The organism is Rhodococcus sp. WAY2 (assembly GCF_009859915.1).
Taxonomy (GTDB): domain Bacteria; phylum Actinomycetota; class Actinomycetes; order Mycobacteriales; family Mycobacteriaceae; genus Rhodococcus_F; species Rhodococcus_F oxybenzonivorans.
This window is the reverse complement of record NZ_CP046572.1, coordinates 393,317-414,370: the sequence shown is the minus strand read 5'-3', so window position 1 is coordinate 414,370 and position 21,054 is coordinate 393,317. Positions and strand designations below refer to the sequence as shown.

At 65.3% G+C, this 21,054-nt stretch carries 22 protein-coding genes; 14 read left to right on the top strand and 8 right to left on the bottom strand.

Going from position 1 to position 21,054, the window contains the following annotated elements:
* Position 1: 1 nt before the first annotated feature.
* Positions 2–712, bottom strand: a complete 711-nt coding sequence (msrA, locus tag GFS60_RS01950) for a peptide-methionine (S)-S-oxide reductase MsrA (protein WP_159918767.1) — start codon at positions 710–712, stop codon at positions 2–4.
* The gene (locus GFS60_RS01945) at positions 672–1,865 is read right to left on the bottom strand and encodes an acyltransferase family protein (RefSeq protein WP_159918766.1); all 1,194 of its coding nucleotides are present in this window, start codon (positions 1,863–1,865) and stop codon (positions 672–674) included. The genes msrA and GFS60_RS01945 overlap by 41 nt, the downstream gene beginning before the upstream one ends.
* Before the next feature lie 255 nt (positions 1,866–2,120).
* Between GFS60_RS01945 and GFS60_RS01940 the strand changes: the two genes are divergently transcribed.
* Both GFS60_RS01940 and GFS60_RS01935 read left to right on the top strand, forming a co-directional pair.
* Entirely contained in the window at positions 2,121–2,744 is a 624-nt protein-coding gene (locus tag GFS60_RS01940; RefSeq protein ID WP_109334800.1) for a superoxide dismutase, read from the top strand.
* A gap of 124 nt (positions 2,745–2,868) precedes the next feature.
* Positions 2,869–4,305, top strand: a complete 1,437-nt coding sequence (locus GFS60_RS01935) for an amidase (protein ID WP_159918765.1) — start codon at positions 2,869–2,871, stop codon at positions 4,303–4,305.
* On the opposite strand, the gene GFS60_RS01930 is transcribed toward GFS60_RS01935, so the two are convergent.
* Positions 4,290–5,654 (bottom strand): YhgE/Pip domain-containing protein, encoded by a 1,365-nt coding sequence (locus tag GFS60_RS01930; protein ID WP_159918764.1) that lies wholly within the window; start codon positions 5,652–5,654, stop codon positions 4,290–4,292. The two genes, GFS60_RS01935 and GFS60_RS01930, sit on opposite strands and share 16 nt — an antisense overlap.
* 216 nt (positions 5,655–5,870) lie before the next feature.
* On the opposite strand from GFS60_RS01930, the gene GFS60_RS01925 reads away from it, so the two are divergent.
* The 5 genes from GFS60_RS01925 (at position 5,871) to GFS60_RS01905 (ending at position 10,993) form a co-directional block, all read left to right on the top strand.
* Positions 5,871–6,398 (top strand): peptidase, encoded by a 528-nt coding sequence (locus GFS60_RS01925; protein ID WP_109325944.1) that lies wholly within the window; start codon positions 5,871–5,873, stop codon positions 6,396–6,398.
* Between the two features lie 317 nt (positions 6,399–6,715).
* Entirely contained in the window at positions 6,716–7,414 is a 699-nt protein-coding gene (locus GFS60_RS01920) for a TMEM165/GDT1 family protein (protein ID WP_159918763.1), read from the top strand.
* A 100-nt stretch (positions 7,415–7,514) separates the two neighbouring features.
* Positions 7,515–9,191 (top strand): FAD-dependent oxidoreductase, encoded by a 1,677-nt coding sequence (locus GFS60_RS01915; protein WP_159918762.1) that lies wholly within the window; start codon positions 7,515–7,517, stop codon positions 9,189–9,191.
* A gap of 13 nt (positions 9,192–9,204) precedes the next feature.
* The gene (locus GFS60_RS01910) at positions 9,205–10,653 is read left to right on the top strand and encodes an ATP-binding protein (protein ID WP_159918761.1); all 1,449 of its coding nucleotides are present in this window, start codon (positions 9,205–9,207) and stop codon (positions 10,651–10,653) included.
* The gene (locus GFS60_RS01905; protein ID WP_159918760.1) at positions 10,646–10,993 is read left to right on the top strand and encodes a UBP-type zinc finger domain-containing protein; all 348 of its coding nucleotides are present in this window, start codon (positions 10,646–10,648) and stop codon (positions 10,991–10,993) included. The genes GFS60_RS01910 and GFS60_RS01905 overlap by 8 nt, the downstream gene beginning before the upstream one ends.
* A 9-nt stretch (positions 10,994–11,002) precedes the next feature.
* On the opposite strand, the gene GFS60_RS01900 is transcribed toward GFS60_RS01905, so the two are convergent.
* The 3 genes from GFS60_RS01900 to GFS60_RS01890 all read right to left on the bottom strand — a co-directional run bounded on the left by GFS60_RS01900 (position 11,003) and on the right by GFS60_RS01890 (position 12,413).
* The gene (locus GFS60_RS01900) at positions 11,003–11,356 is read right to left on the bottom strand and encodes a hypothetical protein (protein ID WP_159918759.1); all 354 of its coding nucleotides are present in this window, start codon (positions 11,354–11,356) and stop codon (positions 11,003–11,005) included.
* A 58-nt stretch (positions 11,357–11,414) separates the two neighbouring features.
* Entirely contained in the window at positions 11,415–12,005 is a 591-nt protein-coding gene (locus tag GFS60_RS01895) for a dihydrofolate reductase family protein (RefSeq protein ID WP_159918758.1), read from the bottom strand.
* Between the two features lie 117 nt (positions 12,006–12,122).
* On the bottom strand, positions 12,123–12,413 hold the full coding sequence (locus tag GFS60_RS01890) for a type VII secretion target (RefSeq protein ID WP_159918757.1): 291 nt from the start codon (positions 12,411–12,413) through the stop codon (positions 12,123–12,125).
* A 98-nt stretch (positions 12,414–12,511) separates the two neighbouring features.
* Between GFS60_RS01890 and GFS60_RS01885 the strand changes: the two genes are divergently transcribed.
* The 7 genes from GFS60_RS01885 to GFS60_RS01855 all read left to right on the top strand — a co-directional run bounded on the left by GFS60_RS01885 (position 12,512) and on the right by GFS60_RS01855 (position 19,807).
* Positions 12,512–14,152, top strand: a complete 1,641-nt coding sequence (locus GFS60_RS01885; RefSeq protein WP_236603346.1) for an alpha/beta hydrolase — start codon at positions 12,512–12,514, stop codon at positions 14,150–14,152.
* Positions 14,153–14,274: 122 nt separating this feature from the next.
* Positions 14,275–14,760, top strand: a complete 486-nt coding sequence (locus GFS60_RS01880; protein WP_159918755.1) for an LppA family lipoprotein — start codon at positions 14,275–14,277, stop codon at positions 14,758–14,760.
* Between the two features lie 102 nt (positions 14,761–14,862).
* Positions 14,863–15,630 carry an SDR family NAD(P)-dependent oxidoreductase gene (locus tag GFS60_RS01875; protein ID WP_159918754.1) on the top strand — a complete coding sequence of 256 codons (768 nt, stop codon included), beginning with the start codon at positions 14,863–14,865 and terminating at the stop codon, positions 15,628–15,630.
* An 86-nt stretch (positions 15,631–15,716) separates the two neighbouring features.
* Complete coding sequence (locus GFS60_RS01870; RefSeq protein WP_159918753.1) at positions 15,717–16,346, top strand: class I SAM-dependent methyltransferase; 630 nt, start codon at positions 15,717–15,719, stop codon at positions 16,344–16,346.
* A 53-nt stretch (positions 16,347–16,399) separates the two neighbouring features.
* Positions 16,400–16,735, top strand: coding sequence for a hypothetical protein (locus tag GFS60_RS01865; protein ID WP_159918752.1), 336 nt, complete (start codon positions 16,400–16,402; stop codon positions 16,733–16,735).
* Positions 16,732–19,017: a TPR repeat region-containing protein gene (locus GFS60_RS01860; protein ID WP_159918751.1), complete on the top strand. Its 2,286-nt coding sequence runs from the start codon at positions 16,732–16,734 to the stop codon at positions 19,015–19,017. Before GFS60_RS01865 ends, GFS60_RS01860 begins: the two co-directional genes overlap by 4 nt.
* Positions 18,983–19,807 (top strand): hypothetical protein, encoded by an 825-nt coding sequence (locus GFS60_RS01855; protein ID WP_159918750.1) that lies wholly within the window; start codon positions 18,983–18,985, stop codon positions 19,805–19,807. The genes GFS60_RS01860 and GFS60_RS01855 overlap by 35 nt, the downstream gene beginning before the upstream one ends.
* Before the next feature lie 222 nt (positions 19,808–20,029).
* Here the strand turns inward: GFS60_RS01855 and GFS60_RS01850 are convergent, their stop codons facing one another.
* A complete protein-coding gene (locus GFS60_RS01850; RefSeq protein ID WP_159918749.1) occupies positions 20,030–20,545 on the bottom strand; it encodes a hypothetical protein in 516 nt (171 codons plus the stop codon).
* The gene (locus GFS60_RS01845; RefSeq protein ID WP_159918748.1) at positions 20,542–21,054 is read right to left on the bottom strand and encodes a hypothetical protein; all 513 of its coding nucleotides are present in this window, start codon (positions 21,052–21,054) and stop codon (positions 20,542–20,544) included. The genes GFS60_RS01850 and GFS60_RS01845 overlap by 4 nt, the downstream gene beginning before the upstream one ends.

Here is a 21,054-nt window from a genome sequence, read left to right as displayed (position 1 = left end):
GCTACGACGGCGGAAGCACATCCGTCTGAGAGGGGACCTCGTCCTGCTTCAGCACTCCGACGGGGCAGCTGACTCCGGTGGCGTGCACCGGGCAGTAGCCGCCGGGGTTCTTGGCGAGGTACTGCTGGTGGTAGTCCTCCGCGTAGAAGAACTGGGTGAGCGGGGCGATCTCCGTGGTGATTGCCCCGTAGCCGGCGTCGGCGAGGCGTTTTTCGAAAGCCTCGGCCGTCGCTTCCGCGATCTCGACCTGCGACTCGTTCATCGTGTAGATCGCGGACCGGTACTGCGTGCCCTGGTCGTTGCCCTGCCGCATGCCCTGGGTGGGATCGTGATTCTCCCAGAACTCCTTGAGGATTTCGGCGTAGGAGATGACGTGCGGATCGAACACCACGAGCACGACCTCGGTGTGCCCGGTCCGACCGGAGCAGGTCTCCTCGTAGGTGGGATTCGGGGTATAGCCACCTGCGTATCCGACAGCGGTCGTGTACACGCCGTCGAGCTGCCAGAACTCTTTCTCGGCGCCCCAGAAACATCCCATCCCCAGCACCGCGGTCTGCATTCCTTCGGGGAACGGCGGCTGCAGCGGATGACCGTTCACGAAGTGCGTCGCCGGAACCGGCATCGGCCGATCCCGGCCGGGGAGCGCACCCTCGGCGGTGACCATCGTCGACTTAGCGGTTGCCCGACCCAGCAGCTCGTCGTACCAAGACATGACTCGATGCTACGCGTGCAGTCGCAGGCGTCTCCTCGACCGATGTCGTCGTTTCACCCGGGTCCGGAATGCGCGCGGCGACCCACCGCGAGGCAGGCAATTCCACCCATCGGTACAGCGCCTCCGAGATCAGCGCGGTCACCAGGAGGAAGACGACGATGGCGCCGGTCGCGCCGAAATGGCCGACGGTGTGCTCGTACACCCGGTACAGAACGAGTGTATGGACGAGGTAGATCGCGTAGCTGCGCGTCGCCGTCCAGCGGACGACGGCCCAGTGGGCGGCCGGTCCGTCGTACCGGCCGACGAGCACGACGCACGCGGTGACGACGGCGAATGTCCACAGGTAGTGTTCCCCTGCCCAGTACACCCGGAAGTCGGTGGCGAGGTGGATGACGTTCACCTGGGCGAGCCCGGCGATGATGATCCATCGTGGCTCCGCGAGCCTGGCCCAGCCGAGGTAGATGAGTTGACCGAGGAACACGGCGGGCAACGTCGCGGCGATCTTGGACAGCATCGGCACCGTGAAGGGCTGCGGCACGTACAGGTTGTACAGCAGGATCAGCGAGCAGATCGCGGCGCCGGCGAGAGGCATCGCAATGGGCGTGGCGCGTAGGACCGGCCGCGCGGCGACGCAGGCGACATAGAAGAGAATCTGCACGGCCAGGGTCCACGTGACGCCGAGTACCGCGACTTCCGGTTTGAGAAAGAATCCGCCGAGCAGAAAGCTCAGGAGGGCGTCGACGTTGGAGATTCCGTCCTGTCCACTGAACATGCCGTTGATTCCCAGGCGTACCAGGACGACGGCGGCGAGAATCGCCACCCAGAATGCGGGCAGGATGCGCCCGAGCCGGTTGAACAGGAATCGCCCGGGCGGGTGACGAATAGCCGAACGGGTGATCAACACCCCGGTCAGCATCATGAATACGGCGACACCGAGAAAAGACAAATGCTGATTCAGTCCGGCCCGTTCGATGAATATCTGATAGACGACGTCGATGAACCACCATCCCGTTCCGAGATCGTCGATCAGATAGAACGAGATGTGCGAATAAATGACGGTCAGCACCGCGAAGAAACGCAGCAGATTCGCGCCCGTGAGCTCCACGCGCGGTGCGGCCGCGTGTGAATCTGCAACAGGTATCAGCAAAGGCACCGCGACAGCTTAAGGTTCCGTTCACCGGGCAGACGAATTTTCACGACCGCCGGATCTGCCGTGTCAGATTTTTTTCGGGTAGCCGAACTTTACTGTGAGGGAATCGCCCCCTGTGCCCCGGTGTTGCGCACGGTGTACCAATGAGATTGGGTATATACCCGAGAACGATTGGAAAAGGCGGGTGCGTGACGCATGCTCACGCGGCGTTCGCACCCGGAAGAATCAGGGCCACACGCCCGCAAAGAAGGGACCCTCGTGTCTGAATACACGCTGCCGGAACTCCCCTACGACTACGCAGCCCTCGAGCCGCACATCTCCGGCAAGATCATGGAGCTGCACCACGACAAGCACCACGCTACCTACGTCAAGGGCGCCAACACCGCCCTCGAGAAGATGGCCGAAGCCCGCGAAGACGGCACCATCGCCGACAAGGCGCTGCTGCTCTCCCGCAACCTGGCCTTCAACCTCGGTGGACACACCAACCACTCCATCTTCTGGAAGAACCTCTCGCCCAACGGTGGCGACAAGCCCACCGGCGAGCTGGCCGCCGCGATCGACGACCAGTTCGGTTCGTTCGACAAGTTCCAGGCTCACTTCACCGGTGTCGCGACCACCCTGCAGGGTTCCGGTTGGGCACTGCTCGGGTATGACACCATCGGCCAGCGACTGGTCATCGAGCAGATGACCGACCAGCACGGCAACATCACCGCCGCGCTGATCCCCGTGGTCATGCTCGACATGTGGGAGCACGCCTTCTACCTCGACTACCAGAACGTCAAGCCCGACTACGTCAAGGCTTGGTGGAACATCGTGAACTGGGCAGACGCCGAGGAACGCTTCACCCGCGCCCGCACTCAGGGCGCCGGCCTCATCGGCTGATCTCCTCTCTTCTCCCACGAGCGCACAGAACGCCTCCGGGCATTTCTGTGCGCTCGTGCCGTTCCGGCGCCCTCGCCACTCCGGAATTCGTCCGAGTTGGCCGTGCGTCCAATAGCCTTGATCCGTGACCGACAACAGCACGCCACGCAAAGACTCCGCCGTCCACGCCTTCCGCGACGATGCGCTCGGCGATCTGGACGCCACCGGTATCGCGGAGCGGATCGCGTCCAAGGAAGTCTCGGTCCGTGAGGTGACCGAAGCGGCAATCGCCCGCGCCGAGTCGGTCGAACCTTTACTGTGCGGGCTGGCGTTCCCCGACTTCGACCGCGCCCTGACAGAATCGGGACGCCCCCACGAAGGCGTGTTCGCCGGGGTGCCGACGGTCATCAAAGACAACGTCGACGTCGCCGGCCAGCCCACCCAGCACGGCAGTTCAGCGTTCACCGCCACACCGGCCCGGGCCGACAGCGACTTCGTGGCGCAGTACCTCTCGACCGGGATCGTCTCGCTCGGAAAGAGCCGGCTACCGGAATTCGGGTTCAGTGCCTCGACGGAATTCATGGATGCAGAACCGGTGCACAACCCGTGGAACCTCGCGTACTCCCCTGGCGCCTCGTCCGGCGGTTCGGCCGCGCTCGTCGCGTCCGGGGTGATTCCGATCGCCCACGCGAACGACGGCGGCGGCTCCATCCGCATTCCCGCCGCGGCCTGCGGGCTCGTCGGCCTCAAACCGTCCCGGGGTCGCACGGTGCCCGATGCCATGGACAAGACGCTGCCCGTCAGGATCATCTCGCAGGGCGTCGTCACCCGGTCGGTCCGCGATACCGCTCGGTGGATGGCCGCGGCCGAACGCTACTACCGCAATCCGACGCTGCCGCCCATCCGATTGGTGGAGGGGCCCAGCACCACCAGGCTCCGCATCGGCGTGGTCGTCGATTCCGTCACCACGTCTCCCACCGACGACGAAACGCGAAAGTCGGTTCACGCCACCGCCGACCTACTCGCCGAGCTGGGACATCACGTAGAGGAAGCACCGATGCCGGTGAACCAGTCCTTCGTCGACGATTTCTGCACCTACTGGGGATTCCTCGCGTTCGTCATTTCCAACAACGGCAAGCGGATGCTCGGGCCGGATTTCGATCGAGCCGCTACCGACAACCTGACACGCGGGCTGGCTGCGATGTACCGGAAGAAAATGGCCAGAACACCCCAGATGCTGTACCGGCTGCGTCGTACGTACCGCGAGTACGCCCGGGTGTTCCAGACGTACGACGTGGTGCTCTCACCCGCCCTCGCACACACGACACCCGAACTCGGATACCTCTCCCCCAAACAAGGTTTCGAGGAACTGTTCGACAAGCTCATCGCCTACACGGCGTTCACGCCGCTCAACAACGCATCCGGCAGCCCTGCCATCTCGCTGCCGCTGCACGAGACGTCGCAGGGGCTTCCACTCGCCTCACATTTCTCCGCGAACCACGGGGACGAGCGCACCCTGCTCGAGTTGGCGTTCGAGTTGGAGCAGGCAACTCCCTGGCGACGCATTCAGGATGCGCGCTGAAAGTTACCTCTTCGCAGGCTCATCCACACAACAATGCCGGCGAGTAGCACCGTCGTGCACCCGAATCCGACGGCCAGGTGACCGGCGGTCAGGATCGGGGTCGGCGCACTGACGCTGCGCGACACCGCGACCGGGTCCGCGAGAACGGTCGCCAACTGCGTCTGCTGGGCCCCGGACCGGGCAGGCATGGCGGCCACCCCGGCATTGAGATCGGTCGACAGCTGCCCCGACAGTGCCTTCAATTTCGCGAAGCCGTCGACGATCTGCGTGGTGGCACCGGCCAGCAGCTCGGGAGCCTGATCAGCGATCGGGACGATGCCGTCGTTCAGTTGGCGCGCGCCACTGCTCAGTTCGGCACTTGCGTCGTTCAGCTGTCCCATCGCCACCCGGACGAGTTCACCCAGGTCGGTGTCGGGGCCGACTTGCTCACCCAGAAGCCCCGGGACCGAAGTCAGCTGGCCTGAAAGCAATCCCAGGTCCGCACTCACCTGCTGTAGGACCGGAACCACTTCGGGCGCGACGGGAGTGGCCGCGAGAACGCGGATCGCCGCATCGATTCTCGTGCGCATCTGCACGGCACTGTCGTTCGCTTCACCCAAGGTCAGTCCCAGCGCGCTCAGCCGATCTGCCAGGTCGTTCGCTGTTCCGGCCGTCTCGTCGACCACACTCGCTACCTGATCCGCCACGCCGAGGAGTTGCACTGCGCCCGATCGCGCCGTCTCGAGGTACGGCAGCAGCGTGTCGGCGCCGGCGGTGAGTTGCTGTGCCGCATCGTCCGCCGCGGATGTGCCCGCCGCGAGAAGTCCGGCGGCCATCCCCGCCTGCTGAAAGGTAGTCCGCGACTTCGACATGTCGGCCAGCAGGTCGGCGACACCATCGGCCCCGACCTGAGAAGACACCACCTCGGACAGTGTGAGGGATGCCACCTCGTCGGAGCCCTCCACGTCGAGGCCGAGGGTGGCCTGCCGCGGTTTCGGACCCCAGATCGACGACACTGCGGCACTGAAATCCTCGGGCACGGTGACGGTGGCGAAATAGTTGCCGGTCTCCGCCTCGTCGGCCGACACCACCCGCCAGTCGAAATCCTGATTCGCTTCGAGATTCCCGATCAGCGATTCGCCGGCCCGCACTGCCTCCCCCTCGACCGTGGCACCCGCATCCGCGTTCACGATCGCCACCGTCCGGCTGTCGGGCGCGTCACCGAGAAACAGGGCGCCGAGGCCGGCCGCGGAGACGGCGACGAGCGCGGCCAGGCCCAGTGCGGCAGTGCGGCGGGGCGTGAAGAACTGTCGCATCGTGTCGGTTGCGGCGTGGTGGCCGACGGATTTCCCTGGGCGCTCAGACGTCATTCCGGTGAGGGTAGGGGGCTTTGATAGCGGGGGGCTGTGGGCTTTCTGAGGGTTCTCTGAGGAACGAGCGCCGCCTGCCACCCGGTGAGCACTCGTGTGCGTTAGCACTCGTGTGCACTTGTGTGCCAGGCATTGTTCGGTGCATTCTTCAAGTACCCAACGAGGTGTGCGCACGAGGCATGTTTCCAGCACGTCATTCACACCGAGGAGGCAGAGATGAACAGGGACGGCTACATCGGCATCTCGCCCTTCCAGGCCGCAGGTACTTTGCGCGGATTCGTCATTTCGGGGCGTTGGCCCGACACCACCAAGGAATGGGCGCAGCTGCTTGCCCTCGCCGTCCGGGTGGCGTGCATTCCGGGGCTTCTGCACACCACGACGGTGTTCGGCGCCCGCGAGGATCTGCCGGAGGAACCGGAGCCCGAGACCGTCGGCCTCGTGGTTGCCGAGGGCACCGTCCTCGGTGAGTTCGCGCTCGCTCCCGGGCGGTTCGCGGACCATCAGCCACCGGCGTTGATGATGCTGCACCCACCGTCGGAGACCACGCCGTCGTTGCCGGAATGTGCAGGCGCGGCATCCGGTTGCGTCCTGCTACCCGGCCTGCCTCACCTGGGTCTCGACCACCGGGCGGCGTGGGTGGAGGCGGAGGCGGACGGCACGGTCACCTCCATGGTCAGCCGAGTCGGCATCGACCCGATCAGTGATCCCGACACCGCTGTTTTGGCGATGCTGCTGGCATCGTGAGGGTTCCCGAAATTCCACGACGAGGTTGCCCAAACTTATTGTCGCCTTTGCGTTTTCGAATCCGCCCCGCTAGCGTGAAGGTCAGCGAAGGGGAGTAGCCCCCAATCGCCAGTGTCGACATATCGGCACTGTGACGCGAGTCACCGGACCCGGCCTGGCGAACCGGCACCGTGACGTCTCTCGGTGCCGGTGGGCGAGACCTTCGGCCGAGTGGGCGCGTCAGCGCCTGCCACGCCGGGGGACCCACATGTCAATCCTCCGACCGACTGCTGGAGGAGGGTTTTTGCGCCTCCGACCGACTACTGGAGGAGGATGTTGTGCTGGCCGCCGTGCTGCTGAGTTTCGGGGTGATCTTCGTCGCCGAGCTGGGTGACAAATCCCAGCTGATGGCGATGACGTTCGCGCTGCGCTACCGGTGGTGGGTGGTGATCTCGGGCATCACGGTCGCGACGACGGTGGTGCATCTGGTGTCGGTCGCCGTGGGTCACAGCCTCGGAGTCGCCCTTCCGACCGGCGCGATCAGTGTGGTCGGTGGGATCGCGTTCCTGATCTTCGGTGCGTGGACATTACGCGGTGACCGCCTCACCGACGAGGAGCAGCTCAAGGCCGGCCGCACCGCCCGCTCCGCGTTTCTGGCGGTGACATCCGCGTTCTTCCTCGCCGAACTGGGCGACAAGACGATGCTCGCCACCATCACCCTCGCCACCGACCACGACACGGTCGGCGTGTGGATCGGCTCGACTGTCGGCATGGTGGCGGCCGACGCCCTGGCCATCCTGCTCGGCGCAGTCCTGGGCAAGCACCTGCCGGAGAGAGTCATCCGCATCGGTGCTGCGGTGTCGTTCTTCGCCTTCGGGGCCTGGTTGCTGCTGGCAGGTTTGCTCCCGGGCAGCGCGGCGGGCCCACTCGCGGCCGGCGCCGTCGTCGTCACCGCCGTCGCTGTCGCAGCGGGTCGTGCCGTGTGGTCCCGTCGCCGGACGCATGCTCCGGTGAAGGATCAGGAGTTGCTGCACTGACCGCAGTCCGGTGCCTTCCCAGCGAGTCGACAAGTTCACGCAGTCCGGGCGATACTCGACGCGAAAGTTGCTCTATGTTCTCCGCAGACGAGAGGCGTGTGTGAACCAGCCCGTTGCGAGCGCCAAACCCGCGCTTCTCACAGTCGACGACGATCCCGGAGTGTCTCGCGCCGTCGCGCGGGACTTGCGGCGCAGGTACGGCGAGAAGTACCGCATCATCCGCGCCGAGTCCGGCGAATCCGCACTGGAAGCGCTGCGCGAGCTGAAACTGCGCGGCGACCCCGTTGCGGTCATTCTCGCCGATTACCGCATGCCGGCCATGAGCGGAATCGAGTTCCTCGAGAAGGCCATGGACCTCTACCCGGTGGCCCGGCGCGTGCTGCTCACCGCATACGCGGACACCGATGCGGCGATCGAGGCGATCAACGTGATCGACCTCGACTACTACCTGCTCAAACCTTGGGATCCGCCGGAGGAGAAGCTATATCCGGTGGTCGACGCGCTGCTCGACGCCTGGGCGTCGTCGGAGCGGCACCCGGTGGAGGAAACCAAGGTGGTCGGCCACCGCTGGGCGGCCCGGTCGTCGGAGGTGCGCGAGTTCCTCGCACGCAACCAACTCTCGTATCGCTGGTACATGTCGGACGAACCGGAAGGCGAGCGACTCCTCGCCGCCGCAGGTGCCGACGGACTGCGGTTGCCTGTCGTCATCTGCCCGGACGGTGACGTCCTGGTCGAGCCGGCCGACACCGAGCTGGGAAATCGGCTGGGGTTGCGGACGTCGCCGTCGGAGAACTTCTACGATCTCGTCGTCGTCGGCGGCGGTCCCGCCGGGCTGGGCGCCGCGGTCTACGGCGCCTCCGAAGGTTTGCGCACGGCGCTCGTCGAGCGGACGGCAACCGGCGGGCAGGCAGGTCAGAGCAGCCGTATCGAGAACTACCTCGGATTCCCCGACGGCGTGTCCGGCGCCCAGCTGGCCGACCGCGCCCGTCGGCAGGCAACTCGGTTCGGGGCCGAGCTGATCACCACGCGCGACGTGGTGGCTCTCGAGGTGAACGGCTCGGCGCGCACGGTGCGATTCGCCGACGGCCACACCATCGACGCTCACACCGTGATTCTGGCCACCGGGGTCTCCTATCGGCGCCACCCCGCGCCCGGGATCGACGAGCTCACCGGACGTGGGGTCTTCTACGGGTCGGCCGTCACCGAGGCGGCCCGCTGCGCGGATCAGGACGTATACATCGTGGGCGGCGCCAACTCTGCCGGGCAGGCCGCGATGTACCTGGCGCGGGGCGCGCGCACCGTCACGATCGTGGTCCGGGCGAAGTCGCTCGAAGACTCGATGTCGTATTACCTGATCCAGCAGATTCAGCAGAACCCGCGAATACGCGTCCGGCCGTGCACCGAGGTGGTCGGAGTGGAAGGGGACGGCCACCTCGAGAGGATCCGACTGCGCGACAATGCGGGCGGGTACGAGGAGACCGTCGATGCCGGGTTCCTCTTCCTGTTCATCGGTGCCGCCCCGCGCACCGAGTGGCTCGACGGTGTGGTGATTCGCGACGAGCACGGATTCGTGGTGTCCGGCCCGGATCTCGTCGTGGACGGGAAGGCTCCGAGCGGCTGGCCACTCGACCGGCTTCCGCACCACCTCGAAACCAGCGTCCCCGGAATCTTCGCCGCGGGCGACGTTCGGTCGGAGTCGGCCAAACGGGTGGCGTCGGCAGTCGGTGAAGGGGCGATGGCTGTCATGCTCGTGCACCGCTACATCGGACAACCGTGACCGGGGGGAGACCGTGACCACACTTTCCTGTTCCCCGGAGGAACTGAGAACGCTCTTCCTGTTCGAGAAACTCGACGATCGCCAGCTCGGCGAGCTGTGCGCAAGCGGTCGCGTCGAGCTGATCGAACCGGGTCCCGTCTTCGCCGAGGGCGATGCCGCGACCTGCTTCTACGTGCTGATGGACGGCGAACTGGTCCTCGGCAAGTTGTCCGGGGGCGAGGAGATCGAGGTCAACCGAACCTCTCAGCGCGGCGTGTATGCCGGGGCGTGGCAGTCGTATCTCGGCGATCGCGCACCTCAGACGTACACGACATCGTTGCGGGTCACCACGCCGTCCCGGTTCTTCGTTTTGGACGCCGACCGCTTCGGTGCCCTGATGCACGAGTGGTTCCCGATGGCAGTTCACCTCCTCGAAGGGCTGTTCTTCGGCAGTGAGAATTCCCGTCAGATCGTCGACCAGCGCGAGCGGCTCCTCGCCCTCGGCTCACTGTCTGCAGGATTGACGCACGAGCTCAACAACCCGGCGGCCGCCGCAGTCCGGGCGACGGCCTCGCTCCGCGACCGGGTGTCGCACATGCGGCAGAAGCTCGGTGTCATCGCGTCCGGGGTGTACGACCGGCAGGCACTCGCGACACTGATCCGGTTACAGGAGGAAGCGGCTGAACTGGTGGCGAAAGCCCCCACACTCACACCGCTGGAAGCCGCGGATCGCGAAGACCAGCTCGGCGACTGGTTCGACACGCATGGCGTCTCCGGCGGCTGGGACCTCGCTCCCACGTTCGTGCAGGCAGGCCTCGACATCCCGTGGCTCGAGCGGATCGTGGCGAGCGTCGACGACGACGCGGTGGTCGAGAGCACGATCCGGTGGCTCAACTACACCATCGAGACAGAGCTTCTGATGAACGAGATCGCCGATTCGACCGCCCGGGTGTCGACTCTGGTGAATGCAGCGAAGCAGTACTCCCAGATGGACCGCGCCCCGTACCAGCGCGTCGACCTTCGCGAATTGCTCGACAGTTCGCTGGTGATGCTGGGGCGCAAGATCGGCGACTCGGTCGCGGTGGTGAAGGACTACGACTCTTCCCTGCCTCAGGTTCCTGCCTATGCGGCGGAACTCAACCAGGTGTGGACGAACCTCATCGACAATGCCGTCGCCGCGATGCAGGGGCACGGCACTCTCACCGTCCGCACCCGCCGAGACGGCGACATGGCGCTCATCGAGATCGGCGACACCGGTCCCGGTGTGCCGGAAGAGATCCGCTCGCGCATCTTCGAACCCTTCTTCACCACGAAGCCCGTCGGAGAAGGCACCGGCCTGGGCCTCGACATCTCCTGGCGCATCGTGGTGAAGAAACACCGCGGCGATCTCCGCGTGCACTCCGAGCCGGGCGATACCCGCTTCCAGGTTCGCATCCCGATCGAGCCGGAAGTGACAGCGATGGAAGGAGACTCGCATGGGTGAAGTGGAAGGCATCGACACGAGCGTCGCACCGAGCGGTACCGGGTGCGTCGAATGCGACGCCGCCGGTGGGTGGTGGGTGCACCTGCGGCGCTGCGCACTGTGCGGACACGTCGGATGCTGCGACTCCTCACCGGCGCAGCACGCCAGCCGACACGCCGCCGACACCGGCCACCCGGTGGTGCAAAGCTTCGAGCCCGGCGAATCGTGGTTCTGGAACTACGCCACCGATCAAGTGTTCCAGGGCCCCGAACTGGCTGCACCGCAACATCATCCGCTCGAGCAGACCATTCCGGGCCCCGCCGACCGCGTGCCGCAGGACTGGCAGAAACACATCCACTGATCTGCCGAGCTAGAGACCGGCACCGTTCACTTGTGCCGCGGTCGCGGCGTCCTGTTCGTCGTAGCGGGCAAGCGTCGCCTCGAACGTCGCCTTCATCGCCGCGGCGTGGCGTTCGTGCGCGGCGAGAACACCGACCGCGGTGTTCTCGTCCGCCACACCCGAACCGCCCACGGCCGTCGCCCGAAAGCGCTCTGCCAGCGCCGCGGCCGACCACAGATGCGTTTCGCCCAAACCGAAGTTGTCGGGCGCGAGTTCCCGGTACGCCCGCAGTCGCAACTCCGCCATGTCCGACGCCAGGGCGTCACACGCCGCGATGCAGCGCAGCAGCGCCTCGCGATCGACTTCCATCTGATTCCCGGTCATCCGTCCCCCCACCGTTTTGCCTGCGCCTCCCGTGCGCACGCGAAGACAACCTACCCGGCTACTCCACAGGCCGGTAGGTGCACACGTGCACGCCCGTGTTGCTCGTGACCGAGGAGACCAGCTCGAGAGTCCGGAGCCCGCCGTTCTCGGGGAAGATCGACTTGCCGCCGCCGAGGATCACCGGCTCGATCATGAGCCGCAGTTCGTCGAACAGGCCCTCGCTCAGGAGGGTCCGCGCCAGTGTGGCGCTTCCCATCACCAGCAGCGAGCCGTCGCCACTCTCCCGCAGCTTCCGGATTTCCGCGACAGCCTCGTCACCGGGAATGCGCGTGGTGTTCTCCCAGGTCAGCTCGTCGTCGCCGAGTGTCGAGGAGACCACATACTTCGGGATGGCGTTCATCTGGTCGGCGAACGGGTCGCCTGCCCGCTCCGGCCACGCCGCGGCCATCGTCTGCCACGTGCGCCGCCCGAACAGCAACGCCTTTGCCCCGCTCAACGCGTCGTCGAAAGCGGTGCCCATCGCCTCCGGATCGAAGAACGGATGTGACCAGCCGCCGTGGGCGAAACCACCGTCGGTGTCCTCCTCAGGGCCGCCGGGCGCCTGCACGACACCGTCCAAACTGATAAAGTCCATGATCACAACGCGCACGGGACTCACTCCTCTTTTTCGTTACGGGATGGCGAAGGGATAGACCATCGAGCCGTTCGAAACTCATCGCGCCCACTGTAACCACGAACAGAACAGTGTCCGGGCTTTTCTCCGCACTCAGGGGAGGAGGCGCGACACGGCGTCGGTAGTGGCCCTGTCCTGCCCGTCATAGCGAGCGGCTGTACCGGCGAGGTTGTCGGCGATTCTGGCGAGGTCACCGAGAAGCGCCTCTCGCCGCGTATCGAGATAAGCGCAGAACTGCGGGAAAGCCGCCCGCGACGTGGAAGCCCACGCCTCAGATGACCGGGCGATCACCCCGTCGATGGCCGCGAGCGCCGTATTCGCCTCTGTGAACATCCCCTCCATCTGCCCTGCTGCGAGACGCAGTTCCACGACATCGACGTTCACAGTTTGCCACTCCCCCACGACATCCCCCTTTACGAATCCGCTCGTGCCCCGCTACCTTACGTGCACAGTGGCACCCGGGGGGGACCGTGGATCTGAAGATGATTCGTGAGTGGGACACCGTCGCGCTCGAACAGTTGGAACAGGCTCTGTCGGCACGCATCACCGCCATCGACGATGTGCGGCGGCGGATTACCGAACTCGGTGATCTGCGCGGTTGGGAGGGCGAAGCCGCGCAGGCAGCACGACGTGCTTTTCAGGTGGCAGTGCAGGACCTCGCCGACGAGAGTGCGGTGATCGGCGCGGTCCAGCGGGTCACGGCAGACACGTTCGACGCTGTTCTGCACGTCCAACTCGAGGTCGCCGCGCTGATGGCTACGGCCGACGACTATGCGTTCGTTGTGTCCGATGCCGGCGCGGTCACCGATGCGCCGAGATCTTCCGAACGGCGGCAGCACGAGTTCACAGTCCGGGCCGACCTCGAGGCGAGTGCGCGGGCGCTGATCCTCGAGGCCGAGGACATCGACGCCGACGCAGCCCATGTGCTCACACACGCGATGGGTGGTGGCATCGGAGATCGGGGCGCCGGAGACTTCGAAGCCGGCGATCAGCAGGGCAGACTGTGCGCCCCGGCGCCACCGCAGAACGCCTCCCCGCTGGAGAACCGGAAGTATTGGGACGCAATGCCGGAGTCGCAACGCAGGGAAATGCTCGAGCGCCATCCCGAGTGGGTCGGAAGCAGTGACGGCCTCCCCTCTGCGGCGCGGCATCAGGCGAACGTCAACCAGTTCGACGACGAACGGGTCCGGTTGACAGCAGAACGCGACCGGTTGCAGTCGATTATCGACGACGCTCCGTTCGGGGGCGCATTCACCAATGACGATGCGGCGCTGTGGTACACCGAACAGAAGGTGAAAGATCTGCGCATACTCGAGCAGGTCGTCGCGAAGAATCCGGACGGCCGGCTGATGCTGCTCGACCTGAAATCTGGAGAGCGGGGCATGGCGGCCTTCGCGGTGGGTGACCCCGATACCGCCGAGCGCATTTCGGTGACGACGCCCGGACTGAACACCACCATCGTCGACTCGTTCGAGGGAATGGTCGGCGAGGCGCGTTCGTTGGGAGACACCAGCGTCGAGCAGTTGCGTCTTCAGGGCCGGCACGACGAGACGGTCGCGACGATTGCGTGGTTGGGATACGAGCCGCCGCAGACAATGGGACCGGGGACTTTCGACACGGTTCGAGGCATGCTGGACGTGACACAGAGCGACCGGGCCGCTGCCGGAGCGGTCAAGCTCGCCGCCTTCTACGAAGGGGTGAATGTCGCCTCTCGACAACCGGATCCGCACCTCACCGCACTCGGACATTCGTATGGTTCCTACACGACTGGCCTGGCACTCCAGGATCCCGGTCCCGGCCAGCCGGTCGATGACGCAGTGTTCTACGGTTCTCCCGGCGTCAACGCCGATGACGAGTCCGACCTCGGGCTGCGCGACGGGCACGGATACGTGATGGAAGCCGCCGACGACCGATTCGTCACCGAGGTAGGCAAGACGCACAGGTTCGGTCCCGATCCGGGCACAGTGAGTTTCGAACAACTCTCGGTCGACGAGGGAATGAGCCCGGACGGAATTTTTCGCGACGGCGCTCTGGGGCACAGCGAGTATCCGCACCGGGGAACCATGTCCGAGTACAACATGTCGGCAATCGTGGCCGGGCTGCCGGAGAGGGTAGTTCGGTGATTGCCGACCGCCGTCGCCCGGCTCACCGGGCCGCCGCAATTGCCGTAGGGATTTTTTTGACGGCCGTCACAGGATGTGCTGCCGTCACAGGCTGTGCTGCTGTCACAAAATATGGAGGTGCAATGACAGACAACCCGTACAACGGCCCTGCCGCCGACATCGCGGCCGCCGAGGGGCGGATGCGCCAGTGGCCTCCGCTCGAGGACACGGAAGCGACGGTCGCGAGCGTGGTGCACCAGATCGCTGACGCCGCCGCAGCCATCGTGCCCACGCTTCGCTGGGTGTCGGCGGGTGACCGGACTCAGGGAAGCTGCTCAGTGCCGTTTGCGAGTGCCGCCGGGATGTCGGTCTTTCTTCCCGACATTTACTCGTCGAGTCCCATCCCCGACGCCGAGTGGCCGGCGGTGCTCCAGGCGGCTCGAGACATCGCGTCGGCACATGGATTCGCGGACACCGAGGTACGGGCAGATCGACCGGGAGACCATAACGTGCGACTCCACAGCGGTGACGGCAACGAAATTCGTCTCGGCACAGCGCGAGCCGCCCTCGTCAGCGGCCGAACAGGGTGCCGCTACCTGCGAGCGGATTTTGGGAATTCCGCGGAGTAGCCGGTCGGGCACACCTTGCCTCTGCTGCCATGAGCTGGCCGCGTTATGGTGCAGGTCACCAGGGTTGACCAACTCGGGTCGCCGGAGAGAAGGATTCGAACAGTGGATATTCAGGGAACCGCCGCACTGGTCACGGGAGCAGCGTCGGGCCTCGGTGCCGCCACCGCCAAGCGTCTCGTCGACGCCGGAGCCACCGTCTTCGGACTGGACCTGCAGCAGTCCATCGAGCGGGCCGGCGACACCGTCCCGGACGGCGTGACCCTCCTCGCCACCGACGTCACCAGCGGCGACGAGGTCCAGGCCGCAGTCGAGAAGATCGTCGAATCGGGACTGCCGCTGCGCATCGTGGTCAACTGTGCCGGTGTCGGCTGGGCGGGCCGCATCCTGTCGAAGAAGGGCCCCCACGACCTCGAACTGTTCCGCACCGTCATCACCGTCAACCTGCTCGGCACGTTCAACGTCATGCGACTGGCCGCCGACGCCATCTCCAAGACCGACACCGTCGACGAGTCCGGGCAGCGCGGCGTCATCATCAACACCGCGTCCGTCGCCGCGTTCGAGGGCCAGATCGGCCAGATCGCCTACTCCGCGTCCAAGGGTGGCGTGCATGGCATGACCGTCCCCGCCGCCCGCGACCTCGCCCAGTTCGGCATCCGCGTCAACACCATCGCCCCCGGCATCATCGACACCCCGATGCTCGCCGGCGTCACCGACGAGTACCGCAAGGGACTCGAGGCCGGGGTCCCGTTCCCCTCACGCCTCGGCCAGCCCGCCGAATACGCGCAGCTCGCTCAGATGATTGTCGAACACGACTACCTCAACGGTGAGACCATTCGTATGGATGGTGCGCTGCGTATGGCCCCGCGGTAGGCGGCTCCGCCGCCCGTGCGCCTTTTTGGTTGCTACAGCTACCAGAAAGGCGCACGGGGCGCGAAGCGCCCTGATGGGAGGACGGCATGGGTTTCTACACTGATCGGATCGTTCCGCGGCTCGTCGACATCAGCTGTGGAGTGAAATTCACGGAGCCGACGCGCCGACGGGTCTGCGCCGGACTGCACGGGCGCGTTGTGGAGATCGGCTTCGGTTCCGGCCTCAACGTCCCGTTCTATCCACCGGATCTCGATTCCGTGAGCGCCGTCGAACCAGCCGATCTCGGCTGGAAGCTGGCCGCGAAAAGGCTGAGCGGGTCCCCGGTAACTGTCGACCGCGCCGGTGTGGACGGTCAGTCGCTCCCGTTCCTGGACAACAGCTTCGACAGTGCATTGTCCACCTGGACGATGTGCACCATTCCCGATATCGACGCCGCACTGCGTGAGGTGCGCCGAGTGCTGAGGCCGGGCGGAACCCTGCATTTCGTCGAGCACGGCCTCGCCCCCGACGCCGGGGTCCAGAAGTGGCAGCACCGGCTGGAGCCCATCCAGAAGACCGTGGCCGGTGGTTGCCACCTCACCCGCGACATCCCTGCCCTGCTCACCGACGCCGGTTTCGACATTCGGGAACTCGACGTCTTCTACGAGAAGTCCACTCCCAAGGTGGTCGGCGCCTACTCCCTCGGGTACGCGGCCGCACCGCCCGCTAGGCTCTAACGCTGACGGTGGGGGGAGCCGGCCGAAGTGGCCGGCAGTCGAAGGGGGCCTTTGTGGGGACGTTGAAAGCTGATTTGGACCAGCTCGAAAAGCTGGGCGCAGTATTGCGCGGCCTGGCCGGGGAGGCAGGCAGTTTACGAGTCGGCCCCGCGGCAGGCCCTTTCATGTCGAGCCCGGGCGGCGTCATGAGTTCCGTCCTCGAGGCGTGCAGCATCTCGGGCGACCTCATCGAGGGATCCCTCGTTCCCGCTCTCGAGGAGCGTCTCGGCGAAACCGGTGACGTGATGATCAACGTCGCCCGGGAATACCGGGATCAGGACGACGCGTCCGCCGACCGATTCGTCGCTGCGTACACAGACGCCACGGGTGACTGGAACGCAGAAGGATGACCGTCACCCGCACACAGCTCGAATCGTGGGATCCGTCGATGCTGACCGAGGTCGGTGACGCGTGGATTGCGCTCGGCGTCAAGGTAGAGGACCTGTTCGGCCGTTACGTCGACGGCGTCACGAAGGTGAACGACTCATACTGGGAGGGCAAAACCGCAGAGGCCGCCCAGGGTCGGGCGAATGCCGACAAGAAGACCGCCCTCGCCCTCGTCGATCACCTCGAGGCGCTCGCCAACCGGGCGAAGCAGGGTTTCCACGAAGTGGATGCGCCATTGCAACGCGCCCGGATGGCGATCGTCGGCGCAGAAGCAGCCCAGTTCCGCGTATCCGACGACCTGGTCGTGACGGATCCGGTCAATTCCGAGGCGGACACCGACCGAGCGAACGACATGGCCGCTTGGCAGCGCGACCTCTCCGACGCAGCGACAGCGACAGTGAATGCCGACAGAACTGTCCGGGACGCCCTCAACACGGCGCGTGACGGCCTGCGGGCGGCCTTCACGTCCGCCGCCGCACTCGGTGCAGACCAGGGTCGCACCGATGCGGCCGACCTCGTATCCGACCCGGGCGGGTTGACCCCGGAGCAGGTCCGGAGGCTGGGCGAGGCGGGTGCCCTGACGCCCGCACAGCTCGATGCAGTGAACAGCGGAAATGCCGCTACCATCCCCGCGTCCCAGATGGAGTACCTGAACCAGGTGAGCCGGTCGCTCGACGGGAAAAGTCCGCAAGAGATCCAGCACATCATGGAGAAGCTGCCGCCCGACGCCCAACGCTCTCTCGCGAACTCGCTCCAGCTCATCTCGAACGAGAAAGTCACCGCCACCGTCACCGGCGACTCCGAGGTGCCGACCAAAGGCGGCGGAGCCCTGCTGCCGGACAAGATGCGGGAATCGCTTACCCGCGACGACCTCGTCATCCGAGACTTCAAGATGGTGGGTTCCTCGGGCGCCTCCAGCGTCGAACTCAACGGTGTCGCGGACAATCAGGCCATCGCGAAGATCGTCGAGGCCGGTGATCCGCAGTACCAGGTCGGCAGCGGCCTCGATCAGCACCTACTCGACGTAGGTCGCCAGTACCTCGACGCCCAGGTCGCGCACGAACAGAACCCCAATCACAAGTTCGAGTACTTCACCGTCGACGGCCGCGGCACCGAGAACACGGCCATCACCGAAGGTATCTTCGCGGCAGTCGCGGACGACAAGATCGCCGTCGAGAATGCGGTCACTCATCCCGACACCGGCCAAGGACTGGTTCGCGATGTGCTGCTTAACAATTGGTCTGACAATGGGCAGGCAGCCTCGACGCTCTTCGAGTTCGTGGCCCAGGATGCAGTCGTCGAAGACCCGAACAACCCGGCGGACGTCGCCACCGCCACCCGCACCGGAAGCATCATGTCGGCCGTCGCGGAAAATATGAGCACCGACTGGGACACGCTGAGGAACATTCCCGGTACCGAAGACCAATCCGTCGGGCAGGTCAACCCGGACCTGCTTCGGACCGTGTCCCACAGCATGAGCCCGTATGTCGGAGACCTCGCCGGTGCCGGGAGGCCCGAGACACCCGGATTCGATATCGGCACCTGGGCAGATCCCGCCGACAACAACCACTTCGGCGGCTCGTCGAACGTTTTCGCGGTCCTCAACACCGACCCGGAAGCAGGAACACATTTCACCCAGTCGTCGATGCAGGAAATCCTCGCCGCAGAGGGTCGGTACGCGCACGACCCCTCGGCGCCCCTCTCCGGTGGCGACCTCTCCACAGCGGGTCGAATCCACGGCCTCATGGACAGAGGACTACTCCTCTCGACCGAGGACAACTACAACGACAAAGCCGAACAGGCGCAAGCCATCTACGACCGCAAAGCAGCGGCGTACGGCGCCCTGACGAGTCTCGGAGGCCTCGGAATAGACAGACTCCCGGGCGGTGAATACATCAACACCATGATCGACGCGGGCGGCGACCCCCTGAAGGACGCCATCATCGGCAAGGCACCCGGTCCGGCACCGTCAGTCGCCCTCGAAGCCCCCGACTTCTACCGCGATTACTACAACATTCTCCAAGCGGCACCCGTTCTTCCCGAATCGTTTCGGCGGGAGTATTCGTGGGCGTTCGATGGGTCCGGGAATCTACTGCCGTGGGATGACGTGCGGTCGAAGCCCGACTTGGCCTTTAGTGTGAAAGATGGCTACCAAGATATGTTCAATCAGCTCGGAGACCCTGCCGACGGCAATGGCCAGCGCATCCGCAATGGCTACGACGACGTCGTCCGCAATGACGGTTAATCGGGGCGCGCTGACCGTGTGCGGCGCGGTGGCGACGCTGATTTTCGCATCAGGATGCGGGACGGAGGCGCGCAATGAACCGGCACCGGCACTAGGCGCGCAGGACCGAGGAGTATTGTATTCCCACGTTTGGTCAGCCGATCCGGGGATTGATCTACTTGGCCGTGGTGCCGAATTAATACGAGCCACTTACGAGGCCGGCAATTACGCGACCTTCGTGGGTCTCGAGGACTCGTATCCCGGGTTCGGTAGAGCGGTGGGTGGCGAAGCCCACCACACCGATCCTGACATCGAATACTTCATGACCTCACGCACAGTCGAAAGCGATACGCAAGCCGAGGGAACAAGTTTCGGGCACATCACCGCCTATCAGGCCACCGAAACTTCGGTTGCCGCAACGGTCTGCCATTACTACCTTTTCCCGGAAAGCGGTACGAACATTTCGCTCAACCCGCTCAAGATGGCATTCCGTATCCAACTGGAGCGAGCCGGGGCGGACGCCGGGCAAGCCGGCATCCCCGATACCGACCCCGCCCGGAAGGACCCGCGCGCACACCGAGTACCGACTTGGAATGTGTTCGGCGATTGGAAGATCACCAGGCTTCACTACCTGCGCCAGTTGAACGGGGACGTCATCCCTCAGGGCTGCACCGACTGGTGGCGGCAGCAGTTTCCGAACTTCAGCCCGAACGCGGGCGGCAACCTCGTCCCCCCACCCGGATTCGAACCTCCCACCATGCCGGTGGCCGTGCAGTATCCGGAGTGGATCGGTCCCGCGACACCGGAGTAGGCGAGCCCGCCGTCGCCTTCTCGGCGAGCAGCGGGGGTGCACCGGTTGCCTCCCAGGGCTGTCGCGGTTGCCGCGATGGTTTGGGCGTCTGCATGTGATGGAATCAGCCAGACAGGATCCGCGGTTCAGTTCGACAAGTGGCCTCGAAACAGCAGGTACGCAATCGCTTCAACGAGGTGCTGAATCGGGTCGACCAGGTCGATGATCATCGAATACTCCGAACTATGCAGGGTCGAATTTCGTGACCAGCCACGTGTCGGCGTGGCGTTCCATTTCGATGCGAACGGCCGTGCTCGTGGTGGTCGGTTGGGCGGTGTCGGCTGTTGTCGTGGACTGGTTGAGGAAAACCAAGACGTTCGCCCGGTCTTGGGAGAAGTCGGTGATCGCTTTGCCTACGACGGTCGCGGAGGTGTCGATCTTCTTCTCCTTGGCAGCGGGTATCACGACGTCGCGGGTAAGGGTGCCGTAGTAGTCGGCGAACGGGCCGGTGAGTAGGTCGTGTGCGTGATCGAGGTCTGCGTCGACGGTGTCTGGTCCGTAACTGAGAATCGCGACTGCTGCGTCGGCGGCTGCATCGACGGCAACTTGCTGCTGCGTCTGACCGATCGCCGCATCGCGCGGAGCGACGAGGAACGAAAGATATGCCCAGCCGGCGACCCCGACGAGCGCCGCGCACATACACGATGCGAGTACGGCCCGCCTACCCCGCCGAATCTTCTGTAATACTGGAAATTTCATGCCACAAACTCCACGTTCGACATTTTGTATCGGCTACTGTCGTCGGTCAGCGTGACGCGTAGGCGCCACGTTCGGGTTTCGTTCTCGGCGCCGGCGGCGTTGGTGACCGACGACGTCGCGTACACCAGTACTGTTGCCGTGCCGTCCTCGCGCGATTCGATTCCCTGGGCGAGCACGTCGCCGGTCGTGACGACCTTGGCTTCCTGCACGACCGACACGAAGGACGCCGATCTCGCCTCGAAGTCCTTCTGGAATGCACCGGTCGACTGGTCGAGGACCTTCTTGACGTCGTCTGGGGCCGAGGTGTCGCGGATCGAGATCATGGCGAGCACCCCGGAGCGGGCGGCGTCGAGAATCTCCACGTCCTCGATGCGTTGACGCTCGATGGCGCGGTGGTCGCGCAGTGACGTCACCGCTAGTCCGGCGAACACGGCGGCGACGATCGCGAAGCCGACGGTCGCGGCGATCACGCGGTCGGTGCGGCGCATCGCGTCCAGCAGGGTTCTCAT

Coding starts and splice junctions, on each gene's coding strand:
- msrA (WP_159918767.1), bottom strand. CDS start 712: ATGTCTTGGTACGACGAGCTGCTGGGTCGGGCAACCGCTAAGTCGACG.
- GFS60_RS01930 (WP_159918764.1), bottom strand. CDS start 5,654: ATGACGTCTGAGCGCCCAGGGAAATCCGTCGGCCACCACGCCGCAACC.
- GFS60_RS01925 (WP_109325944.1), top strand. CDS start 5,871: ATGAACAGGGACGGCTACATCGGCATCTCGCCCTTCCAGGCCGCAGGT.
- GFS60_RS01905 (WP_159918760.1), top strand. CDS start 10,646: ATGGGTGAAGTGGAAGGCATCGACACGAGCGTCGCACCGAGCGGTACC.
- GFS60_RS01900 (WP_159918759.1), bottom strand. CDS start 11,356: ATGACCGGGAATCAGATGGAAGTCGATCGCGAGGCGCTGCTGCGCTGC.
- GFS60_RS01885 (WP_236603346.1), top strand. CDS start 12,512: ATGATTCGTGAGTGGGACACCGTCGCGCTCGAACAGTTGGAACAGGCT.
- GFS60_RS01880 (WP_159918755.1), top strand. CDS start 14,275: ATGACAGACAACCCGTACAACGGCCCTGCCGCCGACATCGCGGCCGCC.
- GFS60_RS01870 (WP_159918753.1), top strand. CDS start 15,717: ATGGGTTTCTACACTGATCGGATCGTTCCGCGGCTCGTCGACATCAGC.
- GFS60_RS01860 (WP_159918751.1), top strand. CDS start 16,732: ATGACCGTCACCCGCACACAGCTCGAATCGTGGGATCCGTCGATGCTG.
- GFS60_RS01855 (WP_159918750.1), top strand. CDS start 18,983: ATGGCTACGACGACGTCGTCCGCAATGACGGTTAATCGGGGCGCGCTG.
- GFS60_RS01850 (WP_159918749.1), bottom strand. CDS start 20,545: ATGAAATTTCCAGTATTACAGAAGATTCGGCGGGGTAGGCGGGCCGTA.
- GFS60_RS01845 (WP_159918748.1), bottom strand. CDS start 21,054: ATGAGAACCCTGCTGGACGCGATGCGCCGCACCGACCGCGTGATCGCC.